The following is a 21,608-nucleotide window of genomic DNA, read 5'->3' on the forward strand; positions in this document are numbered from 1 at the left end:
GGATGCGAACGATCGTGCTCCTCGACGCTCCGTCCAACCTGGGTCTGCGCCCACCCGCCCCCGGCGCCGTGCCCGGGGTCTACAAACTCGCCGGAGCGCTGCGCGAACAGGGCCTGCTGGCCCGGCTCGGCGCGCGCGACGGCGGGGTCGTCGTCCCGCCGCGCTACGACCGCGGTGACTGGCGCGAGGGCGACGGGGTCTTCCACGCCCCGGCCCTCGCCGCGTACACCGTCACCCTCGCCGACCGGATCGAAAAGCACCTGCGGGCCGGGGAGTTCCCGGTCGTCCTCGGCGGGGACTGCTCGATCCAGCTCGGCGCCTCCCTGGCCATGCGCCGGCTCGGCCGGTACGGGCTGGCCGCCATCGACGGCTCCGCCGACTTCCGCCACCCCGGGAACACGGCCGTCAACGGGCCCGTCGGGGCGGCCGGGGGCGAGGAGCTGGCGCTCGCCACCGGCCGCGGCCAGGCCGACCTGTCCGACATCGAGGGCCGCTCGCCGTACCTGCGGGACGAGGACGTACGGCTCTTCGGGCTGCGGGACGGCGACGCGGACCTCCCCGAACTGGCCGCCGCCGGGATCATGGCCGTCACCGTCGGGCAGATCCGGGAGGCGGGGGCCGGGCCGGTGGCGCGGGTGGCGCTGGAGGGACTGCGCCCGCCGGTCACCGCCGGGTTCTGGGTGCACCTGGACGCCGACGTCCTGGACCCGGGGGTGATGCCCGCCGTGGACAGCCCCGACGCGGGCGGACTGCTCCCCGACGAACTGGGCGAGCTGCTCGCCGTCCTCGTGAAGTCCCCGCGCTGCGTCGGGCTGAACGTCACCGTCTACGACCCGGACCTCGACCCGGACGCCAGTGCGGGCGCACTCCTCGCCGACCTGGTGGCCGGGGCCTTTGCGTAATCCTGACCGGGTGTGATCCGCCGCATGGCTGTGCTTCGGCCGCCGTGACGTGTTCCATTTCCCTCATGGCCACGATCGTCCGACGTTCCGTACTGACGCTGCCCGCAGCCCCGTTGGGGCCCGAGAACCCGCTGCCCACCCTGGGCGGGCCCGCCGAGGTGCACGCCCTCGACGAGCGTTCCCAGGGCGGGCTGCCCCGCGAGATGGTCCGGCAGATCGGCTATGAACCGCTCAGATCGCTGCTTCCGGTGCGGGTGCTGGACGGCTACCAACGGGAGCGCGCGGAGACCGAGTTCGACAGCATCGTCCTGGAGAACGCACACGTGCGGGTGACCGTGCTGCCCGGGCTCGGCGGCCGCGTGCACTCGATCGTCCACCTGCCCACCGGACGCGAACTGCTCCACCGCAACCCGGTGTTCCAGCCCGCCGCCTTCGCCCTCAACGGCGCCTGGTTCTCCGGCGGCATCGAATGGAACATCGGCGCCACCGGGCACACCACCCTGTCCTGCGCCCCGCTGCACGCCGCGCTCGTCCCGGCGCCCGACGGCACCACCATGCTCCGCATGTGGGAGTGGGAGCGGCTGCGCGACCTCCCCTTCCAGGTGGACCTGTGGCTGCCGGAGGACTCGGAGTTCCTCTACGTCGGCGTCCGGGTGCGCAATCCGCACGAGCGGGCCGCGCCCGTGTACTGGTGGTCCAACACCGCCGTCCCCGAGGGCCCCGGCACCCGGGTGCTCGCCCCCGCCGACGAGGCCTGGCACTTCGGCTACGAGCGCGCGCTGCGCCGGATCCCCGTACCGCGGTGGGAGGGTGCGGACCGGACGTACCCGCTGCGCGGCGAGTACCCCGCCGACTACTTCTACGAGGTGGCGGACGGGGACCGGCCCTGGATCGCCTCGCTCGACGACGCGGGGTACGGGCTGGCGCAGACCTCCACCGCCCGGCTGCGCGGGCGCAAGCTCTTCGTGTGGGGCGCCGGGCGGGGCGGGCGGCGCTGGCAGGAGTGGCTGACCGAGCCCGGCACCCCGGGGTACGCGGAGATCCAGGCCGGCCTCGCGCGGACCCAGCTGGAGCACGTACGCCTGGAGGCCGGGGCCGAGTTCAGCTGGCTGGAGGCGTACGGGCCGCTGGCCGCCGAGCCGGGAGCGGTGCACGGCGACGACTGGACGGCGGCCCGCGCCGAGGCCGGGCGGGCGCTGGAGGCGGCGCTGCCCCGGGAACGGGTGGACGCGGCGTACGAGGCGTGGCGGCCCTGCGCCGACCACGAACCGGGGGAGCGGCTGGCCACCGGGTCCGGCTGGGGCGCCCTGGAGGTGCTGTGCGGCGGGCACAAACTGCCCGGCACCCCCTTCGCCGAAGCGGACCTGGGCGAGGCCCAGGCGCCCTGGCTGGAACTGTGGCGCACGGGGGTGTTCCCGAGCCCGCGCCGGGTGGCCCCGCCCGGGCCCAGCCTGGTCGCCGCGCACTGGCGGGACATGCTGGAGACGGCCCCGGCGGACCCGCTCACCGAATACCACCTCGGGGTCGCCCAGTGGCACGCGGGCGATGTGGCCCAGGCGGTGCGCAGCTGGGAGCGCGGCCTGGCGCTGGCCCCCTCGCGCTGGCCGCTGCTGCGCTGCATGGCGGTCGCGGACCGGCTGGCGGGCGACCCGGAACGGGCGGCCGACCGGTACGCGGAGGCCTTCGCTGACCTGGCCGAGGAGAGCCGGGGCGGCGCGGCCTGGACGGCCGCCGAGTCCGCGCTGGGCCGGGAGGCGATGACCGCGCTGCTGGCGGCGGGCCGCCCGGGCGCGGCCCGCGCGGTCTGGGAGCGGCTGCGGCCCTCGCTGCGCGAACAGGGCCGGTTCCTGCTGCTGGCCGCCCGGATGCTCGCGGCGGAGGGCCATGTGGGCGCCGCGCTGCGGGTGTTCGAGGAGGGCTTCGAGGTGGCGGACCTCCGGGAGGGGGACGAGGCCCTGGGCGAGGTGTGGTCGTCCCTGACCGACCGCCCGCTGCCCCGGCGCTACGACTTCCGGATGCGGCCGCCGCGGGGCTGAGGGGTGCGGCGGCCCCGGCGGTGACGGCCGCCGCCGCGCCCGCCGGGGCCGCCCCGGGGGGGACGATCGCTCGCCCCCGGGGCCGCCGGACGCAGCCGTCCTCGCGCGCGGCCCGGCTTGCCCTCCGGGGGTGCCTCAAACGCCGACGGGGCTGATTTCCCCCGGGATGACCGGAGCGACCACCGCGTCTGGCCGGGGCCACCGTGTCCGGCGGGGTCATTCAGCCCCGCCGGCGTTTGAGGCGCCGCCGGAGGCACACCTCGGCGCAGCCATCGCCTCCGGCCGGCCCTCACATTCCCCCGGCCACCGCTGGGAGGTGCCCCCGGGGCAGGCCGGATTGGCCACCGGGGCCACCGGGGCCACCGCGGCGGCCGGTCACGCCCGGCACAGGATCTCGCCGTTCAGGACCGAGAACCAGGCGTCCGGCTCCCGGCCCCAGGCGCGCCACGCGTCGGCGGCCGCCGTCAGCCCGGCGGCCGTGGTGTGGCCGCCCTCCGTGGCGGCGCGGGCGTACGAGGACGCCGTCGTACGGTCCGCCCACAGCCCGCTCCACCAGGCCACCTCGTCCGGCGTCGCGTAACACCACGCGGTGGCCGTCGCCGTGATCTCGCCGAACCCGGCCGCCTTCGCCCAGGACAGCAGGCGCCGCCCGGCGTCCGGCTCGCCGCCGTTGGCGCGGGCCACCCGCCGGTACAGGTCCTGCCAGTCGTCCAGGCCGGGCACCTGCGGGAACCAGGTCATCGCCGCGTAGTCGGCGTCGCGCACGGCGACGATCCCGCCGGGCCGGCACACGCGCCGCATCTCGCGCAGCGCCCGGACCGGGTCGCCCACGTGCTGCAGCACCTGGTGGGCGTGGACGACGTCGAAGGAGTCGTCCGGGAAGTCCAGCGCGTGCACGTCGGCGGTGGCGAACTCGATGCCGTGCAGGCCGCGTTCCTCCGCGTACTGCCGGGCCCGGTCGACGACGTCCGCGGCGGCGTCCACGGCGGTGACCCGCCCCGGGGCGACCAGCTCGGCCAGGTCGGCGGTGATCGTGCCCGGTCCGCAGCCCACGTCCAGCAGGTCCATGCCCGGGCGCAGCGCGCCGGTCAGGTAGGCGGCCGAGTTCGCGGCGGTGCGCCAGCGGTGCGAGCGCAGGACCGACTCGTGGTGCCCGTGGGTGTAGACGGCGGTCTCGTGGGCGGTCTCGGGTGCGCTTTCCATGGCGGTGACTCCTCGTCGTCGAAGGGTGTCGAAGCGGTGTCATCACGGTAGAGGATCATGTCGGGATATGAGATATGCGTATCGGAATGTGGACATCCCCCTTGTGGGGAAAGAGGGTTGGGCGGTCGGGTAGCCGGGGAAACGAAGCGCGAGGACAGTGGGCCGCAGGAGGCGGAGCGCCTTGCGAGAGGACGGTGGGACCGGTGGGAGAACATCGGCCGGACACGCTGCTGGACCAGCACGCGAAGGCCCTGGAACTCTTCGGCGCGTACGTGCGCCGGGTCGCCGACGGCCAGTGGGACGACCCGACCCCCTGCACCGAGTGGACCGTGCGGGAACTGGTCAACCACGTCACCGGTGAGCAGCTCTGGATCCCGCCGCTGGTGACCGAGGGGCGGACCGTGGAGGAGGTCGGCGACGCGTTCTCCGGCGACGTGCTCGGCGCGGACCCGGGCGCCGCCTGGGGCCTGGCCGCGGCCGCCGCCCACGCCGCCTTCACGGCCCCCGGGGCCCTGGAGCGGACCGTGGCGCTCTCCTACGGGCCCACGCGCGGGTCGGCGTACTGCTCCGAGCTGACCGCCGACTGCGTCGTGCACGCCTGGGACCTGGCGCGGGGCATCGGGGCCGACGACCGGCTCCCGGACGGCCTGGTGGAGTTCTCGATCAAAGAGGTGATGCCCTACGCCGACACGCTCGCGGCGAGCGGGGCGTACGCCGCGGCGCTGGACGTGTCGGCGGGCGCGGACGCGCAGACCCGGCTGCTGGCGCTCGTCGGGCGCGCGGGCTGACCTGCGGGCCGGCGCGGGGGCGAGGCGCGCGCGATACATGCGACCGCCATATAAGCGGCAGATCGGATCAGAGAACCGTATAAAGGTCGGGTCAGCGGTGTCGGCCAGAGGCCGGACGGACAGCCGGACGGACGGATGGAAGCGGTGGTGCAGGCGGTGGCGGGGATGCGGCGCACGGCGGCAGAAGGACGCGGCCCGGTCCGGTACGGGCCCCCGGCCCCGGAACCGGGCCTGCCCGTGCTGCCCGAACTCACCGCCGTCCTCGCGGCCGCCGCGGGCCGCTCCGCCCCCGAACCCCCGGGCGGCGGCGCGGCCGTCCGCGAGGCCGCCTGCCGCCACTGGGCCCGGCGCGGCCTGCCCGCCGAACCGGACGCCGTGGCCGCCGGACCGGGCGCGCCCGCACTGCTGCTCGCGCTGCTCGGCGCGTACGGCGGCGACGTGCTGCTGCCCCGCCCCTGTCCCGCCTGGTGGACCCCGCAGGTCCGGCTGCTGGGACGGCGCGCCTACCACGTGCCCACCCCCGCGGAATGCGGCGGCGTGCCCGATCCCTACGCCCTGCTGGAGACCGTGCGCCGGGTGCGCGCCGAGGGCGGCGACCCCCGCGTGCTGCTCCTGTCGGTGGCCGACGACCCCACCGCGACCGTGCCGCCGCCGGAGGTCCTGCGCGAGGCGTGCGAGGCCGCGGAGTCCGCCGGACTGTTCGTGGTCAGCGACGAGACCTGGCGCGACACCCTGCACCGGCCGCACCAGGACGCCGTCCTCAGCCCCGCCGAAATGCTGCCCGAACAGGCCGCCGTGCTGCTCGATCTCTCCGGCGCGCTGCTGCCGGGCGGGTGGCCCGCGGCCGTCGTCCGCTTCCCCGGCACCGCCCGCGGCACCTGGCTGCGCGCCCGTACGCTCGACGTCCTCACCGCCACCGGTGCGCTCGTCGCGGGCCCCGTCGCCGTGGCCGCCGCGCACGCCCTGGACGAACCCGCGGCCGTCGTCGCCCGCGGCCGCTCCGCCGCCGCCCTGCACGCGGCGGTGGCCGCGGCCGCGCACCGGGAGCTGCTCGCCGTCGGAGCCTTGGCCCGGCCCCCGCGCGCCGGCCGCCACCTCTACGCCGACCTGGGCCCGCTGCGCGCCGGACTCGCCCGGCACGGCGTCGGCGACGCCATGGAGCTGGAGGACTACCTGGGCACCCGGCTCGGCGCCCCCGCCCCCGGCGGCCAGCGGTTCGACGACGAACTGGGCGCGCTGCGCTTCCGGTTGTCGACCGGCCCGCTGCTGGGCGCCACCCCGGAGGAGCGGCTGGCCGCGCTGCTGGCCCCGGACCCCCTCGAACTGCCGCACGTACGGCGCTCCCTGGACCGGCTGGGGTCGGTGCTCGCCGACCTGGCCTGACCCGACCCGGCCCGCCCTGCCCGCCCTGACCCCCGAAGTGCCGGTGAACGGAGAGTTCTTGATGAGGGATCAGACGGAGCGCCGCGCACCCGTCCCCGCTGCGGCTGCGGCTCCGCCCGCGGCCGTGGACCGGCCGGGCGCCCGCACGGCGTCCGGCGGGCGCGGTGCCGCCCGCCGGGGCGGGGCGCGGCCGCTCGGGGAGGTGCGGCGCTGGCCGCGCTCCTTCGCCGACCGGCTGACCACCCCGCTGCCCGGGCTGCGCGCCTTCGCGCGGCTCGCGCGGGAGGGGGCGCTGCGGCCAGGTCCCGAGGGGCTGCTGGGGATCCCCGACCTGCCCTACGAGCCCGGCCCGCTGCCCGCCGCCGCCCCCGGCACCGTCGCCGTCACCTGGGCCGGGCACGCCAGCTGGGTGCTGCGCCTGGGCGGGCTGACCGTGCTCACCGACCCGGTCTGGTCCCGCCGGATCCTCGGCACCCCCGCCCGGCTGACCGCCGTCGGGGTGCGCTGGGCGGACCTCCCGCCCGTCGACGCCGTCGTGATCAGCCACAACCACTACGACCACCTGGACGCGGCCACGCTCAAACGGCTGCCCCGGCACACCGCCCTGTTCGTCCCGGCGGGGCTCGCCCGCTGGTGCCGCCGCCGCGGTTTCACCCGGGTCACCGAGCTGGACTGGTGGGAATCCGCCGAACTGGGCGGCGTACGCTTCGACTTCGTCCCCGCCCACCACTGGTCCAAACGCTCCCTGCTGGACACCTGCCGGACGCTGTGGGGCGGCTGGGTCCTCACCGACCTCGCCGCCGGCAAGAAGGTCTACTTCGCGGGCGACACGGGCTACGGGCACTGGTTCGGCGAGATCGGCCGCCGCCACCCCGGCATCGACCTGGCCCTGCTGCCGATCGGCGCCTACGCCCCGCGCTGGTGGCTGCGCGACGTGCACGCCGATCCGGAGGAGGCGGTACGGGCGTGCCGCGACCTCGGGGCCCGGCGGATGGCCCCGATGCACTGGGCCACCTTCGTCCTCTCCGCCGAACCGGTCCTGGAGCCGCTGCTGCGCGCCCGCGCCGCCTGGAGCCGCGCCGCCCTGCCCCGGGAGGACCTCTGGGACCTGGCGATCGGTGCCTCGCGCACGTTCTAGGCCGGTGCGGAGCGGCCGCCGAGCGGCCCAGTGCCGTGGCCCGGGGGCTTGCGGGGGCGCGGTGTCCGGTGCGGCGCACCTGCCTCCGGCGGGCCCTCAGTCGCCGGGCGGGCTGAAGGTGGCGGGGCGGGCTTGAGGGTGGCGCTCCTCGCCCTCAATCGCCGGGCGGGCTGAGGGTGGCGGGGCGGGCTGAAGGTGGCCGGGCGGGCTGAAGGTGGCGCTCCTCGCCCTCAGTGGCCGGGCGGGCTGGTGGTGGCGCCCCTTGCCCGGCGCCACAGGGCCGGGGCCGTGCTGATCAGCAGGGTGAGGCCGACCGCGAGGGCCACGCCCTTCCACGGTTCGGAGAACAGCGAGCCGCCGACGATCCCGATCAGGCCGTACGTCGCCGCCCACGCCAGACACGCGGGCGCGTCCCCACGGGCGAAGCGGCGCAGCGGCAGCCGGGCCAGCAGACAGGCCAGCATCACCGGGATCCGCCCCGCCGGAACCAGCCGCGAGACCACCAGCACCAGCACCCCGTGCTCGTCCAGCTTCGCCGTCGCCTCGTCCAGCCGCTCCGGCCCGGCCCGCCGCCGCAGGGCCTCCAGCCATCGCGAACCGCTGCGCGAGCGGACCCCGCGCTCCCCGAGCCGGTAGAGGGCGACGTCCCCGAGGAACGCCCCGAGCGCCGCCACGGCGAACACCAGCACCAGCCCGAAGGGCAGCGACCGCTGGTGGAAGGCCACCACGGCCGCCGAACTCACCAGCGCCCCTGTGGGGATCACCGGCACCAGCGCCCCGAGCGCCACCAGCACGAACAGCGCCGGATACCCCACCACCTGCTGGGTGCTCTCCGCCGGTGCCTGCTGCACCTGGTGCACCGCGTCATACAGGATCACGGCAGCCGCACCCGCTCCCCGTGCCCCGGCACCCGCACGGTGACCTTCGGCGCCCGCCGCGCCGCCGCCCGCGCGAACTCCTCGCCCGGAGCGTGGAACTCGTGCGGCCGGACCGCGTCCATCCCGATCGGCCAGTACGTCCCGTAGTGCACCGGAACCGCCGCCGCGGGCGCCAGCAGGGCCAGCGCCCGCGCCGCCCGCCCCGGATCCAGGTGCCCCGGCCCCAGGTACGGGCCCCAGCCGCCCACCGGGAGCAGCGCCACGTCCACCGGCCCGACCTCCTCGGCCATCGTGTCGAACAGCCCGGTGTCCCCGGCGAAGTACGTCGTCGCCGAGCCCCGCACCACGTACCCGAGCGCGGGCGTGAGCTGCGGACCGAACGGCAGCCGCCGCCCGTCGTGCCGCGCGGCCACCGCCCGGATCCCCAGCCGCCCCACGGTGGTCCGCTCGCCCGGCGCCAGCTCGGTGACCCGCAGCCCGCGCGCGCCGGCGAGCCGCGCCAGGCCCGGCACGGCCCGCCGGGCCCCGCGCGGCACCACCAGCTCCGTCCCCGGCGCCAGCCGGGCCAGCGAGGGCAGGTGCAGGTGGTCGGCGTGCAGGTGCGACACCAGCACCGCGTCCGCCACGGCCGCCTCCGCGGGCGGCACCGCGCCGCGCCGCCGCCGCAGATGGGCGAGGCGGCGGGCGAACAGCGGGTCGGTCAGCAGCCGCACCCCGGAATCCTCGACCGTGCAGGTGGCGTGCCCCCACCACGTGATCTCCACCGTCACCCCGGACCCTCCCCGCCTCGCCCCTCGCGGTCCTTCACTACCCCGTACGTGCCCCCCGAGCCTAGGCCGTACCCGGCCGAACCGCCGGTACCACGGCGTCAGTGGTGGCCGAAGGCCCCCTCCTCGCGGGCAGCGGATCGGAGTAGGGTCGGGCGGCATGGATGAGCTGCGCGTCGCCGCAATCGCCAGCCTGACCCCGCTAGAGGAACTGGACGCCGACCCCTTCATCGTGGACACCCGCACCCAGCACGCCATGTGCGCCCGCTGGGCCGCCGACCACGGCTACGTCGTGACCCGGCAACTGCTGGTCTACGGGCTGCGCGCCGACCACTGCGGGCTCTGGTCCGACATCGACGCCGGACAGGTCGACCTGTTCGTCGCCCCCAACCACCGGGTCCTGCGCCGGGCGCTGCGCTCGGTCGAGGAGTTCACCGCCGAGTGCGAGCGGCGCGGCGTCCGGCTGGAGACCGCCGGACACGACGAGCCCGCGTACACCTCCGGCATGAAGGCCGAGGTGCACCGCCGGATGTCGATGCCGACCGCCGGGTACGACGGCACCTGAGACCTCCGGCCCGGCCTCCCGGGGGAACCTCGCCCCGCCACCCCTGAGCCGCACGCCCCGTACGTCCGTACGCCTCCCGCGTCACCCGGCCCGGCCACCCTCCCTGTGCGACGCTGGTCCGGGGGCCCGCGAGCGGGGCGCGGGCCGGGACACGAGGCGGGTACGGCGTGCTGCGAGGCCGATGGCGGACCGCGGGCAGCGCCCTGGCGCGGGTGCTCCTCGTCTGGGCGGTGTCCACCCTGACCATGCTGCTCCTGGCGGCGGTCCTGCCCGATTTCCGCCTCCAGCCGGACCCCGGCGGCGCGGGCGGCGACAGCATCACCCGGGTCGGACTCACCGCCGCCTGGGGAGCCGGAGCCTTCGGCCTGCTCAGCGCGCTCGTATGGCCGGTGCTGGTCCGGGCCCTGCTGCTGGTGCCCGCCCTCGTGCTCGGCCTGCTGGTGTTCTTCCTCAACGGCTCACTGCTGCTGCTCGCCCTCGACCTGATCCCGGACGGCCGCGGCGAGGCCGCCCCCGAGACCGCCGTCGTCGTGGCCGCCGTGATGTCCGCGGTCGCCTCCGCCACCTCCACCGCTCTCGCCGTCCGCGACGACGAGGCCTACCGCAGACGGCTCTACCGCCTCGCCGACCGCAAACGCCGCCGCCAGCGCCGGGCGGGCGCAAGCGGTGCTTCCGAGTCCGCGCCCGGACTGGTCTTCCTGCAGTTCGACGGCGTCGGCTACGAGGTGCTGCGGCGGGCGGCCGGGGCCGGGCTGATGCCGACCGTGGCCGGGTGGCTGGACCGTACCCACCGGGTCACGTCCTGGCGTACCGACTGGTCCAGCCAGACCGGCGCCAGCCAGCTCGGCATCCTGCACGGCTCGAACTTCGACGTGCCCGCCTTCCGCTGGTACGAGAAGGACACCGGCGAGATCGTGGTCTGCAACCGGCCCAGCAGCGCCGCGGCCCTGGAGCGCCGCGCGAGGGCCCGGACCGGGGACCGCGGGCTGCTCACCCTCGACGGCGCGAGCCGCGGGAACCTCTTCAGCGGCGGCGCCGACCAGCTGGCGCTGGTGCTCTCGGTGTCGGCGCGGCGCGGGCGCGGCAACCGGTCCCGGGCCGGGTACTTCGCGTACTTCTCCGACCCGGCCAACGCGGTGCGCACCTTCCTGTCGTTCGTCGCCGAGGTGGCGCGGGAGATCGGCCAGTCGGTCCGGGCGCGGGTGCGCAAGACATCCCCCAGGGTGTCGCGCGGCGGGCTGTACCCGGCCATCCGGGCCTTCGCCACGGTGGTCGAACGGGACGTGGTGGTCGCCGCGGTGATCGGCGACATGCTCGCCGGGCGCGCCGCGGTCTACGCCGACCTGGTGGCCTACGACGAGGTCGCCCACCATTCGGGGCCGCGCGGCCGGGACACCGACCAGGTGCTCGCCCGGCTCGACCGCAGCCTCGCCCTGATCGCCCGGGTCGCCGAGCACGCGCCCCGCACCTACCGGGTGGTGCTCCTCTCCGACCACGGCCAGAGCCCGGGGGAGACCTTCCTCGGGAGGTACGGGCTGACCTTGAAGGACCTGGTCCGGGCCGGCTGCGGGCTGCCGGTCTCCCGCCGGGCGGGGCGCACTCACAGCGGCGCCGAGGCCCGGGCCGCGGTACGGACCGCCCTGCACCGCCCGGTGGAGGCGGCGGCGGAACAGGCGCGTCCGGTGCGCGGCCCGGAGCCGGTGGTGCTGGCCTCCGGGAACCTCGGCCTGGTTTCCTTCCCGGCCGTGCCGGGCCGGGCGACCCGGGAGCGGATCGAGCGCGACCACCCGGCGCTGCTGAGCACCCTGGCGGGGCATCCCGGGGTGGGTTTCCTGCTGGTGGACGGGCAGGTGCTGGGGCCGGGCGGGGCGGTGGCGCGGCTCTCGGTGCCGGGGGAGGCGGAGGAACTGCTGGCCGCCTTCGGCCCGGGCGCGGCGGCGGCCGTACGGCGTACGGACGCCTTCCCGCACGTCGCCGACATCATGGTGAATTCGGCGTACGACCCGGGGAGCGGCGCCGTGCACGCCTTCGAGGAACAGATCGGCTCGCACGGCGGCCTCGGCGGGGAACAGGGGCACCCGTTCCTGATGTGGCCGACGGTGCTGTCCGAGCCGGAGGGGGAGCTGGTCGGGGCGGAGTCGGTGCACGCGCTGCTGCGGCACTGGCTGCGCGAGACGGAGGACGGCCCGCAGGTCCCGGTGGAAGTCCCGGTGGAGGTCCCGGTGGAAGATCACCGGCCGGAAGGCGTCCAGAGCGGAACACTTCCTTCCGCACAGGTGGCCGGACAGGACGAAAACCGCTGATTTGGTGCGGCCTCCGCGGTACCGGAGCATGTGTCGGCCTGCCCCCTGTCCACCATGTGAAACGACCGAGGCGTACCACCCGTGAGCACCACCGCTGCCGTGAACACCCCTGCCGTGAACACCCCTGCCGTGAACACCCCTCCCGCACCCGGCCCTGACCAGCCCGGACCGGGCTCCACCCCGCACGCCCGCCGCTTCGGCCTGCCCGTCGCCACCTGCCTGGTGATGGGGAACATCGTCGGCGGCGGGATCTTCCTCCTGCCCGCCTCGGTCGCCCCCTTCGGCACGATCAGCCTGGTCGCCTTCGGGGTCCTCAGCCTCGGCGCGATCGCCCTCGCCCTGGTCTTCGGCCGGCTCGCCGGCCGGCTCCCGCAGACCGGGGGCCCGTACGTTTACGCCCGCGCCGCCTTCGGCGACTTCGCCGGGTTCCTGGCGGCCTGGAGCTACTGGATCACCACCTGGGTCTCCAACGCGGCGCTGGCCGTGGCCTCCGTCGGCTACCTCGCCGTGCTGTTCCCGGCCGTCGGCGCGCACAAGTGGTCGATGTGTCTGGCCGCCCTCACCGTGCAGTGGCTGCCCGCGCTCGCCAATCTGGCGGGCACCCGCTACGTCGGCGCGGTCCAGCTCGTGGCCACCGTGCTGAAATTCGCCCCGCTCCTGCTGGTCGCGGTCGGCGGCCTGTTCTTCTTCGACCCGGCGCACCTCGGACCGTTCCGGGCCACCGACCAGAGCGCCGTCGGCGCCGTCTCGGCCTCCGCCGCGATCCTGCTGTTCTCCTACCTCGGCGTGGAATCGGCCGCGGTCAGCGCGGGCGAGGTCCGCGACCCGGCCCGCAACGTCGGGCGCGCGACCATCCTGGGCACCCTCGGCGCCGCCACCGTCTACCTCCTCGGGACCGTCGCCGTCTTCGGCCTGGTCGCCCACGACACGCTGGTCTCCTCCGCCGCGCCCTTCACCGACGCCGTGAACGCCATGTTCGGCGGCAGCTGGGGCGGCACCCTGGTCGCCTGCGCCGCCGTCGTCTCGATGGTCGGCGCGCTCAACGGCTGGACCCTGCTCAGCGCGCAGACCCCGTACGCGGCGGCGAAGGACGGCCTCTTCCCGAAGGCCTTCGAGACCAAGCGGCGCGGGGTCCCGGTGGTCGGAGTGATCGTCACCGTCGTCCTCGCCTCGGCGCTGACCGTCTACAACTACACCTCGGGCACGCAGGGGGTCTTCGAGGTCCTGGTCCTGGTCACCACCTTCACGGCGACCGTGCCCTACCTGCTGTCCACCGCCGCCCAGATCCACTTCCTGGTCTCCGGCCAGGGCGAGCGCGTGGCCCCGGGCCGGCTCGTCCGGGACGGGATCCTGGCCGGTCTGGCCTTCGGCTTCTCGATGTGGCTGGTCGCGGGCTCCGGGTACGAGGCCGTCTACCAGGGCGTGCTCTTCCTCTTCGCGGGCGTGCTCGTCTACGCCGTGATGTCGGCCCGCAAGCAGCGCGCCGAGCGCGCCGGAGCGTAGGAACGGACCCGGGCGCCGCCGGGTACGCGAAAGCCCGCGCCGTACGGGCTGTCCGTGTCGTGGTGCGCGACGCGGGCGGCCGGTACGGCGCGGGCTTTCGCCGGGACTCTTGGTCCGGCCGGATTTTTAGTCCAGGTAGTCGCGCAGCACCTGCGAGCGCGACGGGTGGCGCAGCTTCGACATCGTCTTGGACTCGATCTGGCGGATGCGCTCACGGGTGACCCCGTACACGCGGCCGATCTCGTCCAGCGTCTTCGGCTGGCCGTCGTTGAGGCCGTAGCGCATGGAGACCACGCCCGCCTCGCGCTCCGAGAGCGTGCCCAGGATGGACTGGAGCTGCTCCTGGAGGAAGGTGAAGGAGACCGCGTCGGCCGGGACGACCGCCTCGGAGTCCTCGATGAGGTCACCGAACTCGCTGTCGCCCTCCTCACCCAGCGGGGTGTGGAGCGAGATCGGCTCGCGGCCGTACTTCTGGACCTCGATGACCTTCTCGGGGGTCATGTCGAGTTCCTTGCCCAGCTCCTCCGGGGTGGGCTCGCGGCCCAGGTCCTGGAGCATCTGGCGCTGGACACGGGCCAGCTTGTTGATGATCTCGACCATGTGCACCGGGATGCGGATGGTGCGCGACTGGTCGGCCATGGCGCGGGTGATCGCCTGGCGGATCCACCACGTGGCGTACGTGGAGAACTTGAAGCCCTTGGTGTAGTCGAACTTCTCCACCGCGCGGATCAGACCGACGTTGCCCTCCTGGATCAGGTCCAGGAAGAGCATGCCGCGGCCGGTGTAACGCTTGGCCAGCGAGACCACGAGGCGGAGGTTGGCCTCCAGCAGGTGGTTCTTGGCCCGGCGGCCGTCCTCGACGAGGATCTCCAGCTCGCGCTTGAACGCGGGCTTGTGGTCCTCCTCCTCTTCGAGCTTGTACTCGGAGAAGAGACCGGCCTCGATGCGCTTGGCGAGCTCCACCTCCTGCTCGGCGTTGAGCAGCGGCACCTTGCCGATGAGCTTGAGGTAGTCCTTGACCGGGTCGGCGGTGGCACCGGCCACCATGACCGTCTGGGCCGGGGCGTCGTCCTCGTCGTCATCGGACAGCACGAAGCCCTGGGTGCCGGCCTTGGCGGGGGTGGTCTCCTCCGCCTCGTCGGCGAGGTCCTCCTCGGTCCAGTCCTCGCCCTCGGCAGCGGGGGTCTCGCCCTCGTCGCCGTCCTTGGCGCCCTTCTTCGCGGCGGCGGTCTTCTTGGTGGCCGTCGCCTTCTTCGCGGCGGTCTTCTTGACCGTCCGCTTCTTCGGCTCGGCGGCGGCCTCGGCCAGCGCCTCCTCCTCGGTCCCGGAGGCCGACGGAGCGGATATCGCCGCCGCGGTGGCGGGGGCCGCGGTCTTGCGCGCACCGATGGGGCGCGGCGCGGCGGCCTTCTTGGTCACGGTGCGGGCCGGGGCGGCGGCGGCCTTGCGGGCCTTCTTGGCGGGGGCCTTCGCGGCCGGGGCGGCGCTGACGTGCAGCGCGACGCCTTCCTCGTCCAGAACCTGGTTCAGGCTGCGCAGGACCCGCTTCCACTGGTCCACCGGGATGCGGCCGGCCTCGAAGGCCTGGCGCACGTCGTCACCGTTGATGTGACCCTGCTCGCGGCCACGCTCGACGAGCGCGACCAGGGCCTCGGATTCGGCGATCTCCGGAGGGAACGTACGGGACGGGCTGAGCGACACAAGGAGCCTCTCGTTGCGGCAGATATGGGGCGGGACGGGACATCATCGCGCGAACTCGTGGAACGAGCCCGAGGGGGGTCGTTATTCCGGCGCCGCGCGAGGACACCTGTCGGTTCATCGCACGCCCGAGTAGATTCGTTACGCCATGAATTGAGTGACCTGCGCCACGCTGTGTCCGCGCAACCTTTCGGCCGCACATCCGTCCGCCCCGATCATCGGCCCGGTTTGCGGGCCTCGATGAGGAACCGGGCGGTGTTCGCGACGAACGGGCCTTCGCGCCCGATCCGTTCGTGGAGCTCGCGGAGCCGGTCGCGGTACTGGTGGACCGTGAAGCCGGGCACCATCCAGATGACCTTCCGGAGAAAGTAGATCACGGCTCCGATGTCATGGAACTCGGTACGCAGTCTTTCCGACCGCAGATCGACGACTTCCAGCCCCGCGGCGGCCGCGGCGGCCACCGCGTCGTCGGGGTGCCGGCCGCGCCGGACCTCCTCCGGCTGCGGGCCGAGGAAGTACTCGACGAGTTCGAAGACGCTCGCCGGTCCGACCTGCTGGGAGAAGTAGGCACCGCCGGGCCGCAGCACGCGCGCGATCTCCGCCCACCACACGGTCACCGGGTGCCGACTGGTGACGAGGTCGAAGGCCTCGTCACCGAAGGGCAGCGGCGGCTCGTCCGGATCCGCGACCACGACCGCCCCCTTCGGGTGCAGCAGCCGGGTCGCCTTGGCGACGTTCGGCGGCCAGGACTCGGTGGCCACCATCAGCGGCGGCAGGACGCCCGCTCCGGCGAGCACCTCGCCCCCGCCGGTCTGGATGTCCAGCGCCGCCTGTACGCCCGCCAGACGCTCGCCCAGCAGCCTCTGGTAGCCCCAGGAAGGGCGCTGCTCGGTCGCCCGGCCGTCGAGCCAGGAGAATTCCCAGCCGTCCACGGACACGGACTCGGCCTCGGCGACGAGCTGATCGAAATGGGGTGTCATGTGGTGATCGTCCCAGCTGCGCCCGCTGTGATCCACTCGATTCCGCATCGTGGCCGGTCACGGGCTTCGACTACACTGGGCGGCGGGCCGTGACTGGCGCTTGGGTGGATCACCACCGGGGAGCGGCCCGGCGTACCGCGGCACCGAGGTGTCCCGATACGTCGACTGCCGCGCGCCTGGGCGATCCGCGATCCCGCAGCGACGTTCAGGAGACCCCGTGACGACTGCCCAGACCGTTCAGGACCAGACCGTTCAGGACCAGGCCGAGGCCGGTACCGCCACGCTGATGGACGGCACCGCCGTCGCCCGCCGCATCTCGGAGCGCACCGCCGCCCTGGCCGCCGAGCTGACCCGGCGCACCGGCACCGCTCCCTGCCTCGCGACCGTGCTGGTCGGCGAGGACCCCGCGTCCGTGACGTACGTACGCATGAAGCAGAACCGTTGCGCCAAGGCGGGCATCACCTCCCGCCACGTCGAGCTGCCGGCCTCGACCACCACCGAGGAACTGATCACCACCCTCACCGCGCTCTCCGTGGACCCCGAGGTCAGCGGCATCCTGCTGCAGCACCCGGTCCCGCACCACATCGACGAGCGCGCCGCCTTCGAGGCCATCGCCCCGGGCAAGGACGTCGACGGCGTCACCATGCACTCCTTCGCCGCCATGGGCTTCGGACTGCCCGGCTTCGTGTCCTGCACCCCGGGCGGGATCATGCGGCTGCTCGCCGAGTACGAGGTCGACCTCGCCGGGAAGCACGCCGTGGTCGTCGGCCGCAGCGCCATCCTCGGCAAGCCCGCCGGGATGCTGCTGCTCGGCCAGAACGCCACCGTCACCTACTGCCACTCCCGCACCGAGGACCTCCCCTCGATCATCCGCCAGGCGGACGTGCTGGTCGCCGCCGTCGGCAAGGCCGAGTTCATCCGGGGCGAGGACATCAAGCCGGGCGCGGTGGTCCTGGACGCCGGGTACGACGGCAACCGCGGCGACGTGCACTTCGAGTCGGCCGCCGCCCGCGCCTCGCTGATCACCCCGGTCCCCGGCGGCGTCGGCCCGATGACCATCGCCGTGCTGCTGGAGCAGACCGTGCAGGCGGCCGCGGCCCAGGCCGGCCTGACCCTGGCCGACCTCGCCTGAGCCCACCGGCCCCCACGGGGGCGCCCCGCACGACGAACGCCCCGGGCCGAACGGCCCGGGGCGTTCCGCGTGCCCGCGACGTTCCGGGTGCGCCGCCAGCCGCCACCGGCGAGGCCGGGGCCGCCCGGGCATGACCCGCGGGGTAATCGACCCGGCGGGCGGCGGGCGGGAGGGTGGGGGCACCGGATCCCGGGCCGCCGCACTGCGGTCCGGGAACCGGCCCCACGCTCCCGCCCGCCGAACCCGCATGGAGGCTGATCCGTCATGTCCGCAACCCTGCTCACCGCCCGCGCGCCGCGCCTTCCGCTGCGTCCGCTGCTGGCACTGGACGCCGTCGTCACCGGTGCCAACGGGCTCGCCTACGCCCTCCTGGCCGGCCCGCTCGGACGGCTGCTCGGGGTGGGTCGCACCCCGCTGCTGGTGCTCGGCGTGATGCTGGCCGGGTACGGCGCGGCCGTCGGCGCGCTGGCCGCCCGCAGGCAGCCCGCCGCCGCCCTGGTGATGGCGGTCATCGAGATCAACTGCGCCTGGGTGGCGCTGAGTCTGCTCTCGCTGTTCCTCTGGTTCGAGCCGACCACGGCCGGGCTGGTGTGGATCCCGGCGCAGGCCGCGGTCGTCGCCGCCTTCGCGGTGCTCCAGTGGGCCGCGCGGGGCTCAAGGGGCCAGTGAGTGCAGGTACTTGGCTGTCGCCGGATCGGCCGGGAGCAGGGTCTCGATGGCCAGCTCGGCGACGGTCACGTCCATCGGGGTGTTGAAGGTGGCGATGGAGGAGACGAAGGACAGCAGGTGCCCCTCGTGTTCGATCCGCAGCGGGAGCGCGATGGTGGCGACGGCCGCCGGGTCGGAGGCGTCCCGCGGGTCCGTGTCCGCGAAGGGGTACGCCGCCACCTCGTCGTACAGCGCGCGCAGCCGCTCCGAACGGGCCAGCGCGATCTGCCGGTCCATCTGGGCCAGCAGGTGCCCCCGCCACTCGGCGAGGTTGCGGATCCGGGGCGCGAGCCCCTCGGGGTGCAGGGTGATCCGCATCGCGTTCAGCGGCGGTGCGAGCAGGTGCTCCGGCAGACCGTCCAGCAGCATCGCGATGCCCCGGTTGGCCGCGACGACCGTGTACGTACCGTCCACGACCAGCGCCGGATACGGCTCGTACGCCGCCAGCAGCCGCTCCAGCCCCTCCCGCAGGGCCGCCATCCCCGGCGCGTCCAGCGGAGTGTGCGCGTACCGCGGGGCGTAACCGGCCGCGAGCAGCAGGGCGTTGCGCTCGCGCACCGGCACGTCGAGCCGGTCGGCCAGCCGGATCACCATCTCCTCGCTCGGCCGGGACCGGCCGGTCTCCACGAAGCTGATGTGCCGGGCGGAGGAGTCGGCCCGGCCCGCCAGCTCCAGCTGGCTGATCCCGCGCCGCTCGCGCCAGGACCGGAGCAGTGGACCCACGGACGTCGTCATGCGACCGACGTTAACCCAGCGCTGTGACGGCACGGCGCGCCACGGCGCGAACGGTTCGCTCCGGCGCGCGCTGTGGGAACCTTGACCGCACGTCACGAGGACGGTCACGAGGACGGTCACGGGAACGAGGGAGCCTGCCCATGCCGAGTCAGCCGCTGTCGCAGAAGGAGATCGAGGACCGGTTGCGGGAACTCCCGGGCTGGGCCTTCGAAGACGACCGGATCGTCCGCACCTACCGGCTGGGCACGCACCTCGCGGCCAGCGCCCTCGTCGCCCACATCGCCGTGGTCCAGGACGAGTTGAACCACCACTCCGACCTCACCCTCGGCTACAACACGGTCCGCCTGGCGGTGAACACCCACAGCGCGGGCGACGCGGTGACCGAGACGGACTTCGAACTCGCCCAGCGGGTACAGGACCTGGCCCCCGCCCACGGCGCGAACTGAGGCCGCACGACATGACGAAGACCCTGCTGGACTACGACGCGGAAGCCCGGGAGTACGACGCCACCCGCGGCGGCACCCCGCGCGCCGAGGCCGCCGCCACGGCCCTGCTCGGCCTGCTCCCGCCCGGCACCCGGACCCTGCTCGACCTGGGCTGCGGAACAGGCATCGTCACCGCCCTCCTCACCCGGCCGGGCCTGCGGGTGCTGGGGGCGGACACCTCGTACGGGATGGCGGCGCGGGCCGCCGGGCGCGGTGTCCCGGTGGTCCTCGCCTCCGGCACCCGGCTGCCCGTCCGCACGGGTGCGCTGGACGCGGTCGGCGCGGTGTGGCTGCTGCACCTGCTGCGCGAGCCGGGGGTGGTGGAGGCGGTGGTCGCGGAGGCGGCCCGGGTGCTGCGGCCCGGCGGGGTGTTCGTCACCACGGTGGACAAGGACGCCGCGCACGACGTGGGCAGCGACATCGACGCCGTGCTCGCGCCGCACCTCACCCCGTGTCCCGCCGACGCGGCCGGTGACGTGACGGCGTACGCCGCCGCGGTGGGGCTGCGCCCGGGCGGCCGGGCCGCCTTCACCGGGCACGGTCAGGGCCGTACCCCGCGGCAGGCCGCGGCCGCCCTGCTCGCCGGGCGCTTCGCCTCCCGGGTGAGCCCGCGCGGCACCACGCCGACCGCGCTGGCGGCCGACCTGGAGTCCCTCCCCGCCCCCGACCACCCCCGCCCGGCCCCCACCTACCACTTCCAGTCCTTCACCCGGACCGACTAACCCCTGCCCGGCCAGTGGCTCCCTCCCGGCCAGTGCTCCATGCCAGCCTTGCCGACATTCCAGCCTCGCCCGCCCAGGGTTCCCACCTCAGCCCGGTTGGCATTCCAGCCTCGCCGGCGTTTGAGGCGCCCCCGGAGGGTCCCCAGGCGTAAGCCGCACACGTGTCCTGCCACGCGCCCGCGGCCGCGCCCGGCACGTGCCGCCTCCAGGGCTTCGCCCGGACCTGGCACGGGTCGGGTGGGTGTGGGGCCTGTCTTGCGGCTCGCGCCGTGATGCCCTCCGGGGGCGCCTCAAACGCCGGCGAGGCTGGGAGGGCGCACCGGCTCCAGGTGCCACCATTGCGCGGGCGAGTCGGTGTCTTCGGCCTGGCGGGTGCGGCCGTCTTCGGTCGCTTCCAGGGGGAGGCCGCTGATGCAGGCGATCAGGGAGACGACGCCCGGCGCGTCGAGGTGTTCCTCGACCAGCCACTCCTGCGCGCCGAAGGCGTTCGCCCGCCACAGCTGGACCCGGGCACCGCTCTCCGTGGAGGCGTTCGCGACGTCGAGCCGCTTGCCGTTCAGGGCGCTGACGATGTGGAAGACCGCCCCGCCGGGATGCACGGGCACGACCTCCCACCGCTGGGTGTCCGGCAGCGGCGCCGGGCCCTCGGGCCCGACCCGCACCCGGGACGTGCCCTCGACCTCCAGCAGCAGCCCGCCGGCGACGTTCCGGATGCGGTACACGCGGCGCGGATCAGACGTCGAAGCCGACCGGGTCGGGACCGATCCGCCCGCCCGCCGTCGACAGCGCGTTCAGCGCGGCGAGGTCCTCGGCGTCCAGCTCGAAGCCGAAGACGTCCAGGTTCTCGCGGATGCGGGCCGGGGTGACCGACTTCGGGATCGCGATGTTCCCGAGCTGGAGGTGCCAGCGCAGCACCACCTGGGCGCCGGTGCGCCCGTGCTTGGCCGCGACCGCGGCGACGGCCGGGAGGGTCAGCAGGTCCTTGCCCTGGCCCAGCGGGGACCAGGCCTCGGTGGCGATCCCGAGGTCGGCGTGCACGGCGCGCAGTTCGGCCTGGTTGAAGAGCGGGTGCAGCTCGACCTGGTTGACGGCCGGTACCAGGGCGCTCTCGGCGGCGAGGCGCTCCAGCTGCGGCTGCCCGAAGTTGGAGACGCCGACGGCCTTGGCGCGGCCGCTCGCGGCGATCTCCTCGAAGGTCTTCCAGATGGCGAGGTAGTCCTCGCGCATCGGGCGCGGCCAGTGGATCAGGTACAGGTCGACGTGGTCCAGGCCCAGCTTGGCGAGCGAGGAGTCGAACTCGCGCAGGACGTTGTCCCGGCCCCAGGTCTCGGACGGGCCGTTCCACAGCTTGGTGGTGACGAACAGTTCCTCGCGGGGGAGGCCGGAGGCGGCGAGGGCCTTGCCGGTGCCCGTCTCGTTGCCGTAGATCGAGGCGGTGTCGATGCTGCGGTACCCGGCTTCCAGGGCGCTCCCGACGGCCTGCTCGGCCTCGGCGTCCGGGATCTGCCAGACGCCGTAGCCGAGCTGGGGCATGGTGGCGCCGTTGTTGAGCTTGATGGTGGGGACCTGGTTCACGTCTGGTCGTTCCCTCGACTCGGTGCGGTTCGCGTGCGGTGCGGTGCTGTCGTACGGGGTGCTGTCGTACGGACCCCGGGTCCGGCCCCGGGCCCGTACGGTCGGCG

General features: G+C 74.8%; 20 protein-coding genes and 1 riboswitch. Of the genes, 12 read left to right on the forward strand and 8 right to left on the reverse strand.

Features of this window, described 5'->3' with window-relative positions; genetic code table 11:
* Positions 1-2 precede the first annotated feature (2 nt).
* Both OHS33_RS29795 and OHS33_RS29800 read left to right on the forward strand, forming a co-directional pair.
* Complete coding sequence (locus tag OHS33_RS29795) at positions 3-902, forward strand: arginase family protein (protein WP_330333501.1); 900 nt, start codon at positions 3-5, stop codon at positions 900-902.
* A 65-nt stretch (positions 903-967) separates the two neighbouring features.
* On the forward strand, positions 968-2,938 hold the full coding sequence (locus OHS33_RS29800; protein WP_330333502.1) for a DUF5107 domain-containing protein: 1,971 nt from the start codon (positions 968-970) through the stop codon (positions 2,936-2,938).
* A 375-nt stretch (positions 2,939-3,313) separates the two neighbouring features.
* On the opposite strand, the gene OHS33_RS29805 is transcribed toward OHS33_RS29800, so the two are convergent.
* A complete protein-coding gene (locus OHS33_RS29805; protein ID WP_330333503.1) occupies positions 3,314-4,141 on the reverse strand; it encodes a class I SAM-dependent methyltransferase in 828 nt (275 codons plus the stop codon).
* A 203-nt stretch (positions 4,142-4,344) separates the two neighbouring features.
* Here OHS33_RS29805 and OHS33_RS29810 point away from each other — a divergent pair, with 203 nt between their 5' ends.
* From OHS33_RS29810 to OHS33_RS29820, 3 genes are all read left to right on the forward strand, one after another.
* The gene (locus tag OHS33_RS29810; RefSeq protein WP_330333504.1) at positions 4,345-4,929 is read left to right on the forward strand and encodes a TIGR03086 family metal-binding protein; all 585 of its coding nucleotides are present in this window, start codon (positions 4,345-4,347) and stop codon (positions 4,927-4,929) included.
* Positions 4,930-5,094: 165 nt separating this feature from the next.
* Positions 5,095-6,312 (forward strand): aminotransferase class I/II-fold pyridoxal phosphate-dependent enzyme, encoded by a 1,218-nt coding sequence (locus tag OHS33_RS29815; RefSeq protein ID WP_330335260.1) that lies wholly within the window; start codon positions 5,095-5,097, stop codon positions 6,310-6,312.
* A 61-nt stretch (positions 6,313-6,373) separates the two neighbouring features.
* Positions 6,374-7,450, forward strand: coding sequence for an MBL fold metallo-hydrolase (locus tag OHS33_RS29820; RefSeq protein WP_330333505.1), 1,077 nt, complete (start codon positions 6,374-6,376; stop codon positions 7,448-7,450).
* 230 nt (positions 7,451-7,680) lie between these two features.
* On the opposite strand, the gene OHS33_RS29825 is transcribed toward OHS33_RS29820, so the two are convergent.
* Positions 7,681-8,322 (reverse strand): DedA family protein, encoded by a 642-nt coding sequence (locus OHS33_RS29825; protein ID WP_330335261.1) that lies wholly within the window; start codon positions 8,320-8,322, stop codon positions 7,681-7,683.
* Positions 8,323-8,324: 2 nt separating this feature from the next.
* Complete coding sequence (locus OHS33_RS29830; protein WP_330333506.1) at positions 8,325-9,098, reverse strand: MBL fold metallo-hydrolase; 774 nt, start codon at positions 9,096-9,098, stop codon at positions 8,325-8,327.
* A 157-nt stretch (positions 9,099-9,255) separates the two neighbouring features.
* On the opposite strand from OHS33_RS29830, the gene OHS33_RS29835 reads away from it, so the two are divergent.
* The 3 genes from OHS33_RS29835 (at position 9,256) to OHS33_RS29845 (ending at position 13,466) form a co-directional block, all read left to right on the forward strand.
* On the forward strand, positions 9,256-9,660 hold the full coding sequence (locus OHS33_RS29835) for a hypothetical protein (RefSeq protein ID WP_330333507.1): 405 nt from the start codon (positions 9,256-9,258) through the stop codon (positions 9,658-9,660).
* A 167-nt stretch (positions 9,661-9,827) separates the two neighbouring features.
* Positions 9,828-11,963, forward strand: coding sequence for a phage holin family protein (locus OHS33_RS29840; RefSeq protein ID WP_330333508.1), 2,136 nt, complete (start codon positions 9,828-9,830; stop codon positions 11,961-11,963).
* 81 nt (positions 11,964-12,044) lie between these two features.
* The gene (locus OHS33_RS29845; RefSeq protein WP_443065370.1) at positions 12,045-13,466 is read left to right on the forward strand and encodes an amino acid permease; all 1,422 of its coding nucleotides are present in this window, start codon (positions 12,045-12,047) and stop codon (positions 13,464-13,466) included.
* A 126-nt stretch (positions 13,467-13,592) separates the two neighbouring features.
* Here OHS33_RS29845 and OHS33_RS29850 read toward each other — a convergent pair whose 3' ends face one another.
* A complete protein-coding gene (locus tag OHS33_RS29850; RefSeq protein ID WP_330333509.1) occupies positions 13,593-15,167 on the reverse strand; it encodes an RNA polymerase sigma factor in 1,575 nt (524 codons plus the stop codon).
* A 212-nt stretch (positions 15,168-15,379) separates the two neighbouring features.
* Positions 15,380-16,144, reverse strand: coding sequence for a class I SAM-dependent methyltransferase (locus OHS33_RS29855; protein ID WP_330333510.1), 765 nt, complete (start codon positions 16,142-16,144; stop codon positions 15,380-15,382).
* Positions 16,145-16,223: 79 nt separating this feature from the next.
* Positions 16,224-16,333, forward strand: a riboswitch (ZMP/ZTP riboswitch).
* Positions 16,334-16,430: 97 nt separating this feature from the next.
* On the opposite strand from OHS33_RS29855, the gene OHS33_RS29860 reads away from it, so the two are divergent.
* The gene (locus OHS33_RS29860) at positions 16,431-17,276 is read left to right on the forward strand and encodes a bifunctional 5,10-methylenetetrahydrofolate dehydrogenase/5,10-methenyltetrahydrofolate cyclohydrolase (protein ID WP_330335263.1); all 846 of its coding nucleotides are present in this window, start codon (positions 16,431-16,433) and stop codon (positions 17,274-17,276) included.
* A gap of 264 nt (positions 17,277-17,540) precedes the next feature.
* Complete coding sequence (locus tag OHS33_RS29865; RefSeq protein WP_330333511.1) at positions 17,541-17,945, forward strand: hypothetical protein; 405 nt, start codon at positions 17,541-17,543, stop codon at positions 17,943-17,945.
* On the opposite strand, the gene OHS33_RS29870 is transcribed toward OHS33_RS29865, so the two are convergent.
* Positions 17,931-18,719 carry a helix-turn-helix domain-containing protein gene (locus OHS33_RS29870; RefSeq protein WP_330333512.1) on the reverse strand — a complete coding sequence of 263 codons (789 nt, stop codon included), beginning with the start codon at positions 18,717-18,719 and terminating at the stop codon, positions 17,931-17,933. The genes OHS33_RS29865 and OHS33_RS29870 overlap by 15 nt on opposite strands.
* Before the next feature lie 140 nt (positions 18,720-18,859).
* Between OHS33_RS29870 and OHS33_RS29875 the strand changes: the two genes are divergently transcribed.
* Positions 18,860-19,165 carry a 4a-hydroxytetrahydrobiopterin dehydratase gene (locus tag OHS33_RS29875; protein ID WP_330333513.1) on the forward strand — a complete coding sequence of 102 codons (306 nt, stop codon included), beginning with the start codon at positions 18,860-18,862 and terminating at the stop codon, positions 19,163-19,165.
* An 11-nt stretch (positions 19,166-19,176) separates the two neighbouring features.
* On the forward strand, positions 19,177-19,926 hold the full coding sequence (locus tag OHS33_RS29880) for a class I SAM-dependent methyltransferase (protein WP_330333514.1): 750 nt from the start codon (positions 19,177-19,179) through the stop codon (positions 19,924-19,926).
* A 290-nt stretch (positions 19,927-20,216) separates the two neighbouring features.
* On the opposite strand, the gene OHS33_RS29885 is transcribed toward OHS33_RS29880, so the two are convergent.
* Together OHS33_RS29885 and OHS33_RS29890 are read right to left on the reverse strand one after the other, a co-directional pair.
* Entirely contained in the window at positions 20,217-20,648 is a 432-nt protein-coding gene (locus OHS33_RS29885) for an RICIN domain-containing protein (RefSeq protein WP_330333515.1), read from the reverse strand.
* Positions 20,649-20,658: 10 nt separating this feature from the next.
* Positions 20,659-21,501 (reverse strand): aldo/keto reductase, encoded by an 843-nt coding sequence (locus OHS33_RS29890; RefSeq protein WP_330335264.1) that lies wholly within the window; start codon positions 21,499-21,501, stop codon positions 20,659-20,661.
* Positions 21,502-21,608 lie beyond the last annotated feature (107 nt).

The organism is Streptomyces sp. NBC_00536 (genome assembly GCF_036346295.1).
GTDB lineage: Bacteria > Actinomycetota > Actinomycetes > Streptomycetales > Streptomycetaceae > Streptomyces.

Bases quoted from the DNA above. Each gene is read 5' to 3' on its own strand.
- OHS33_RS29860 (WP_330335263.1), top strand. From the start codon at position 16,431: ATGGACGGCACCGCCGTCGCCCGCCGCATCTCGGAGCGCACCGCCGCC.
- OHS33_RS29875 (WP_330333513.1), top strand. From the start codon at position 18,860: ATGCCGAGTCAGCCGCTGTCGCAGAAGGAGATCGAGGACCGGTTGCGG.
- OHS33_RS29880 (WP_330333514.1), top strand. From the start codon at position 19,177: ATGACGAAGACCCTGCTGGACTACGACGCGGAAGCCCGGGAGTACGAC.
- OHS33_RS29795 (WP_330333501.1), top strand. From the start codon at position 3: ATGCGAACGATCGTGCTCCTCGACGCTCCGTCCAACCTGGGTCTGCGC.
- OHS33_RS29805 (WP_330333503.1), bottom strand. From the start codon at position 4,141: ATGGAAAGCGCACCCGAGACCGCCCACGAGACCGCCGTCTACACCCAC.
- OHS33_RS29835 (WP_330333507.1), top strand. From the start codon at position 9,256: ATGGATGAGCTGCGCGTCGCCGCAATCGCCAGCCTGACCCCGCTAGAG.
- OHS33_RS29865 (WP_330333511.1), top strand. From the start codon at position 17,541: ATGTCCGCAACCCTGCTCACCGCCCGCGCGCCGCGCCTTCCGCTGCGT.
- OHS33_RS29855 (WP_330333510.1), bottom strand. From the start codon at position 16,144: ATGACACCCCATTTCGATCAGCTCGTCGCCGAGGCCGAGTCCGTGTCC.
- OHS33_RS29800 (WP_330333502.1), top strand. From the start codon at position 968: ATGGCCACGATCGTCCGACGTTCCGTACTGACGCTGCCCGCAGCCCCG.
- OHS33_RS29815 (WP_330335260.1), top strand. From the start codon at position 5,095: ATGCGGCGCACGGCGGCAGAAGGACGCGGCCCGGTCCGGTACGGGCCC.
- OHS33_RS29820 (WP_330333505.1), top strand. From the start codon at position 6,374: ATGAGGGATCAGACGGAGCGCCGCGCACCCGTCCCCGCTGCGGCTGCG.
- OHS33_RS29870 (WP_330333512.1), bottom strand. From the start codon at position 18,719: ATGACGACGTCCGTGGGTCCACTGCTCCGGTCCTGGCGCGAGCGGCGC.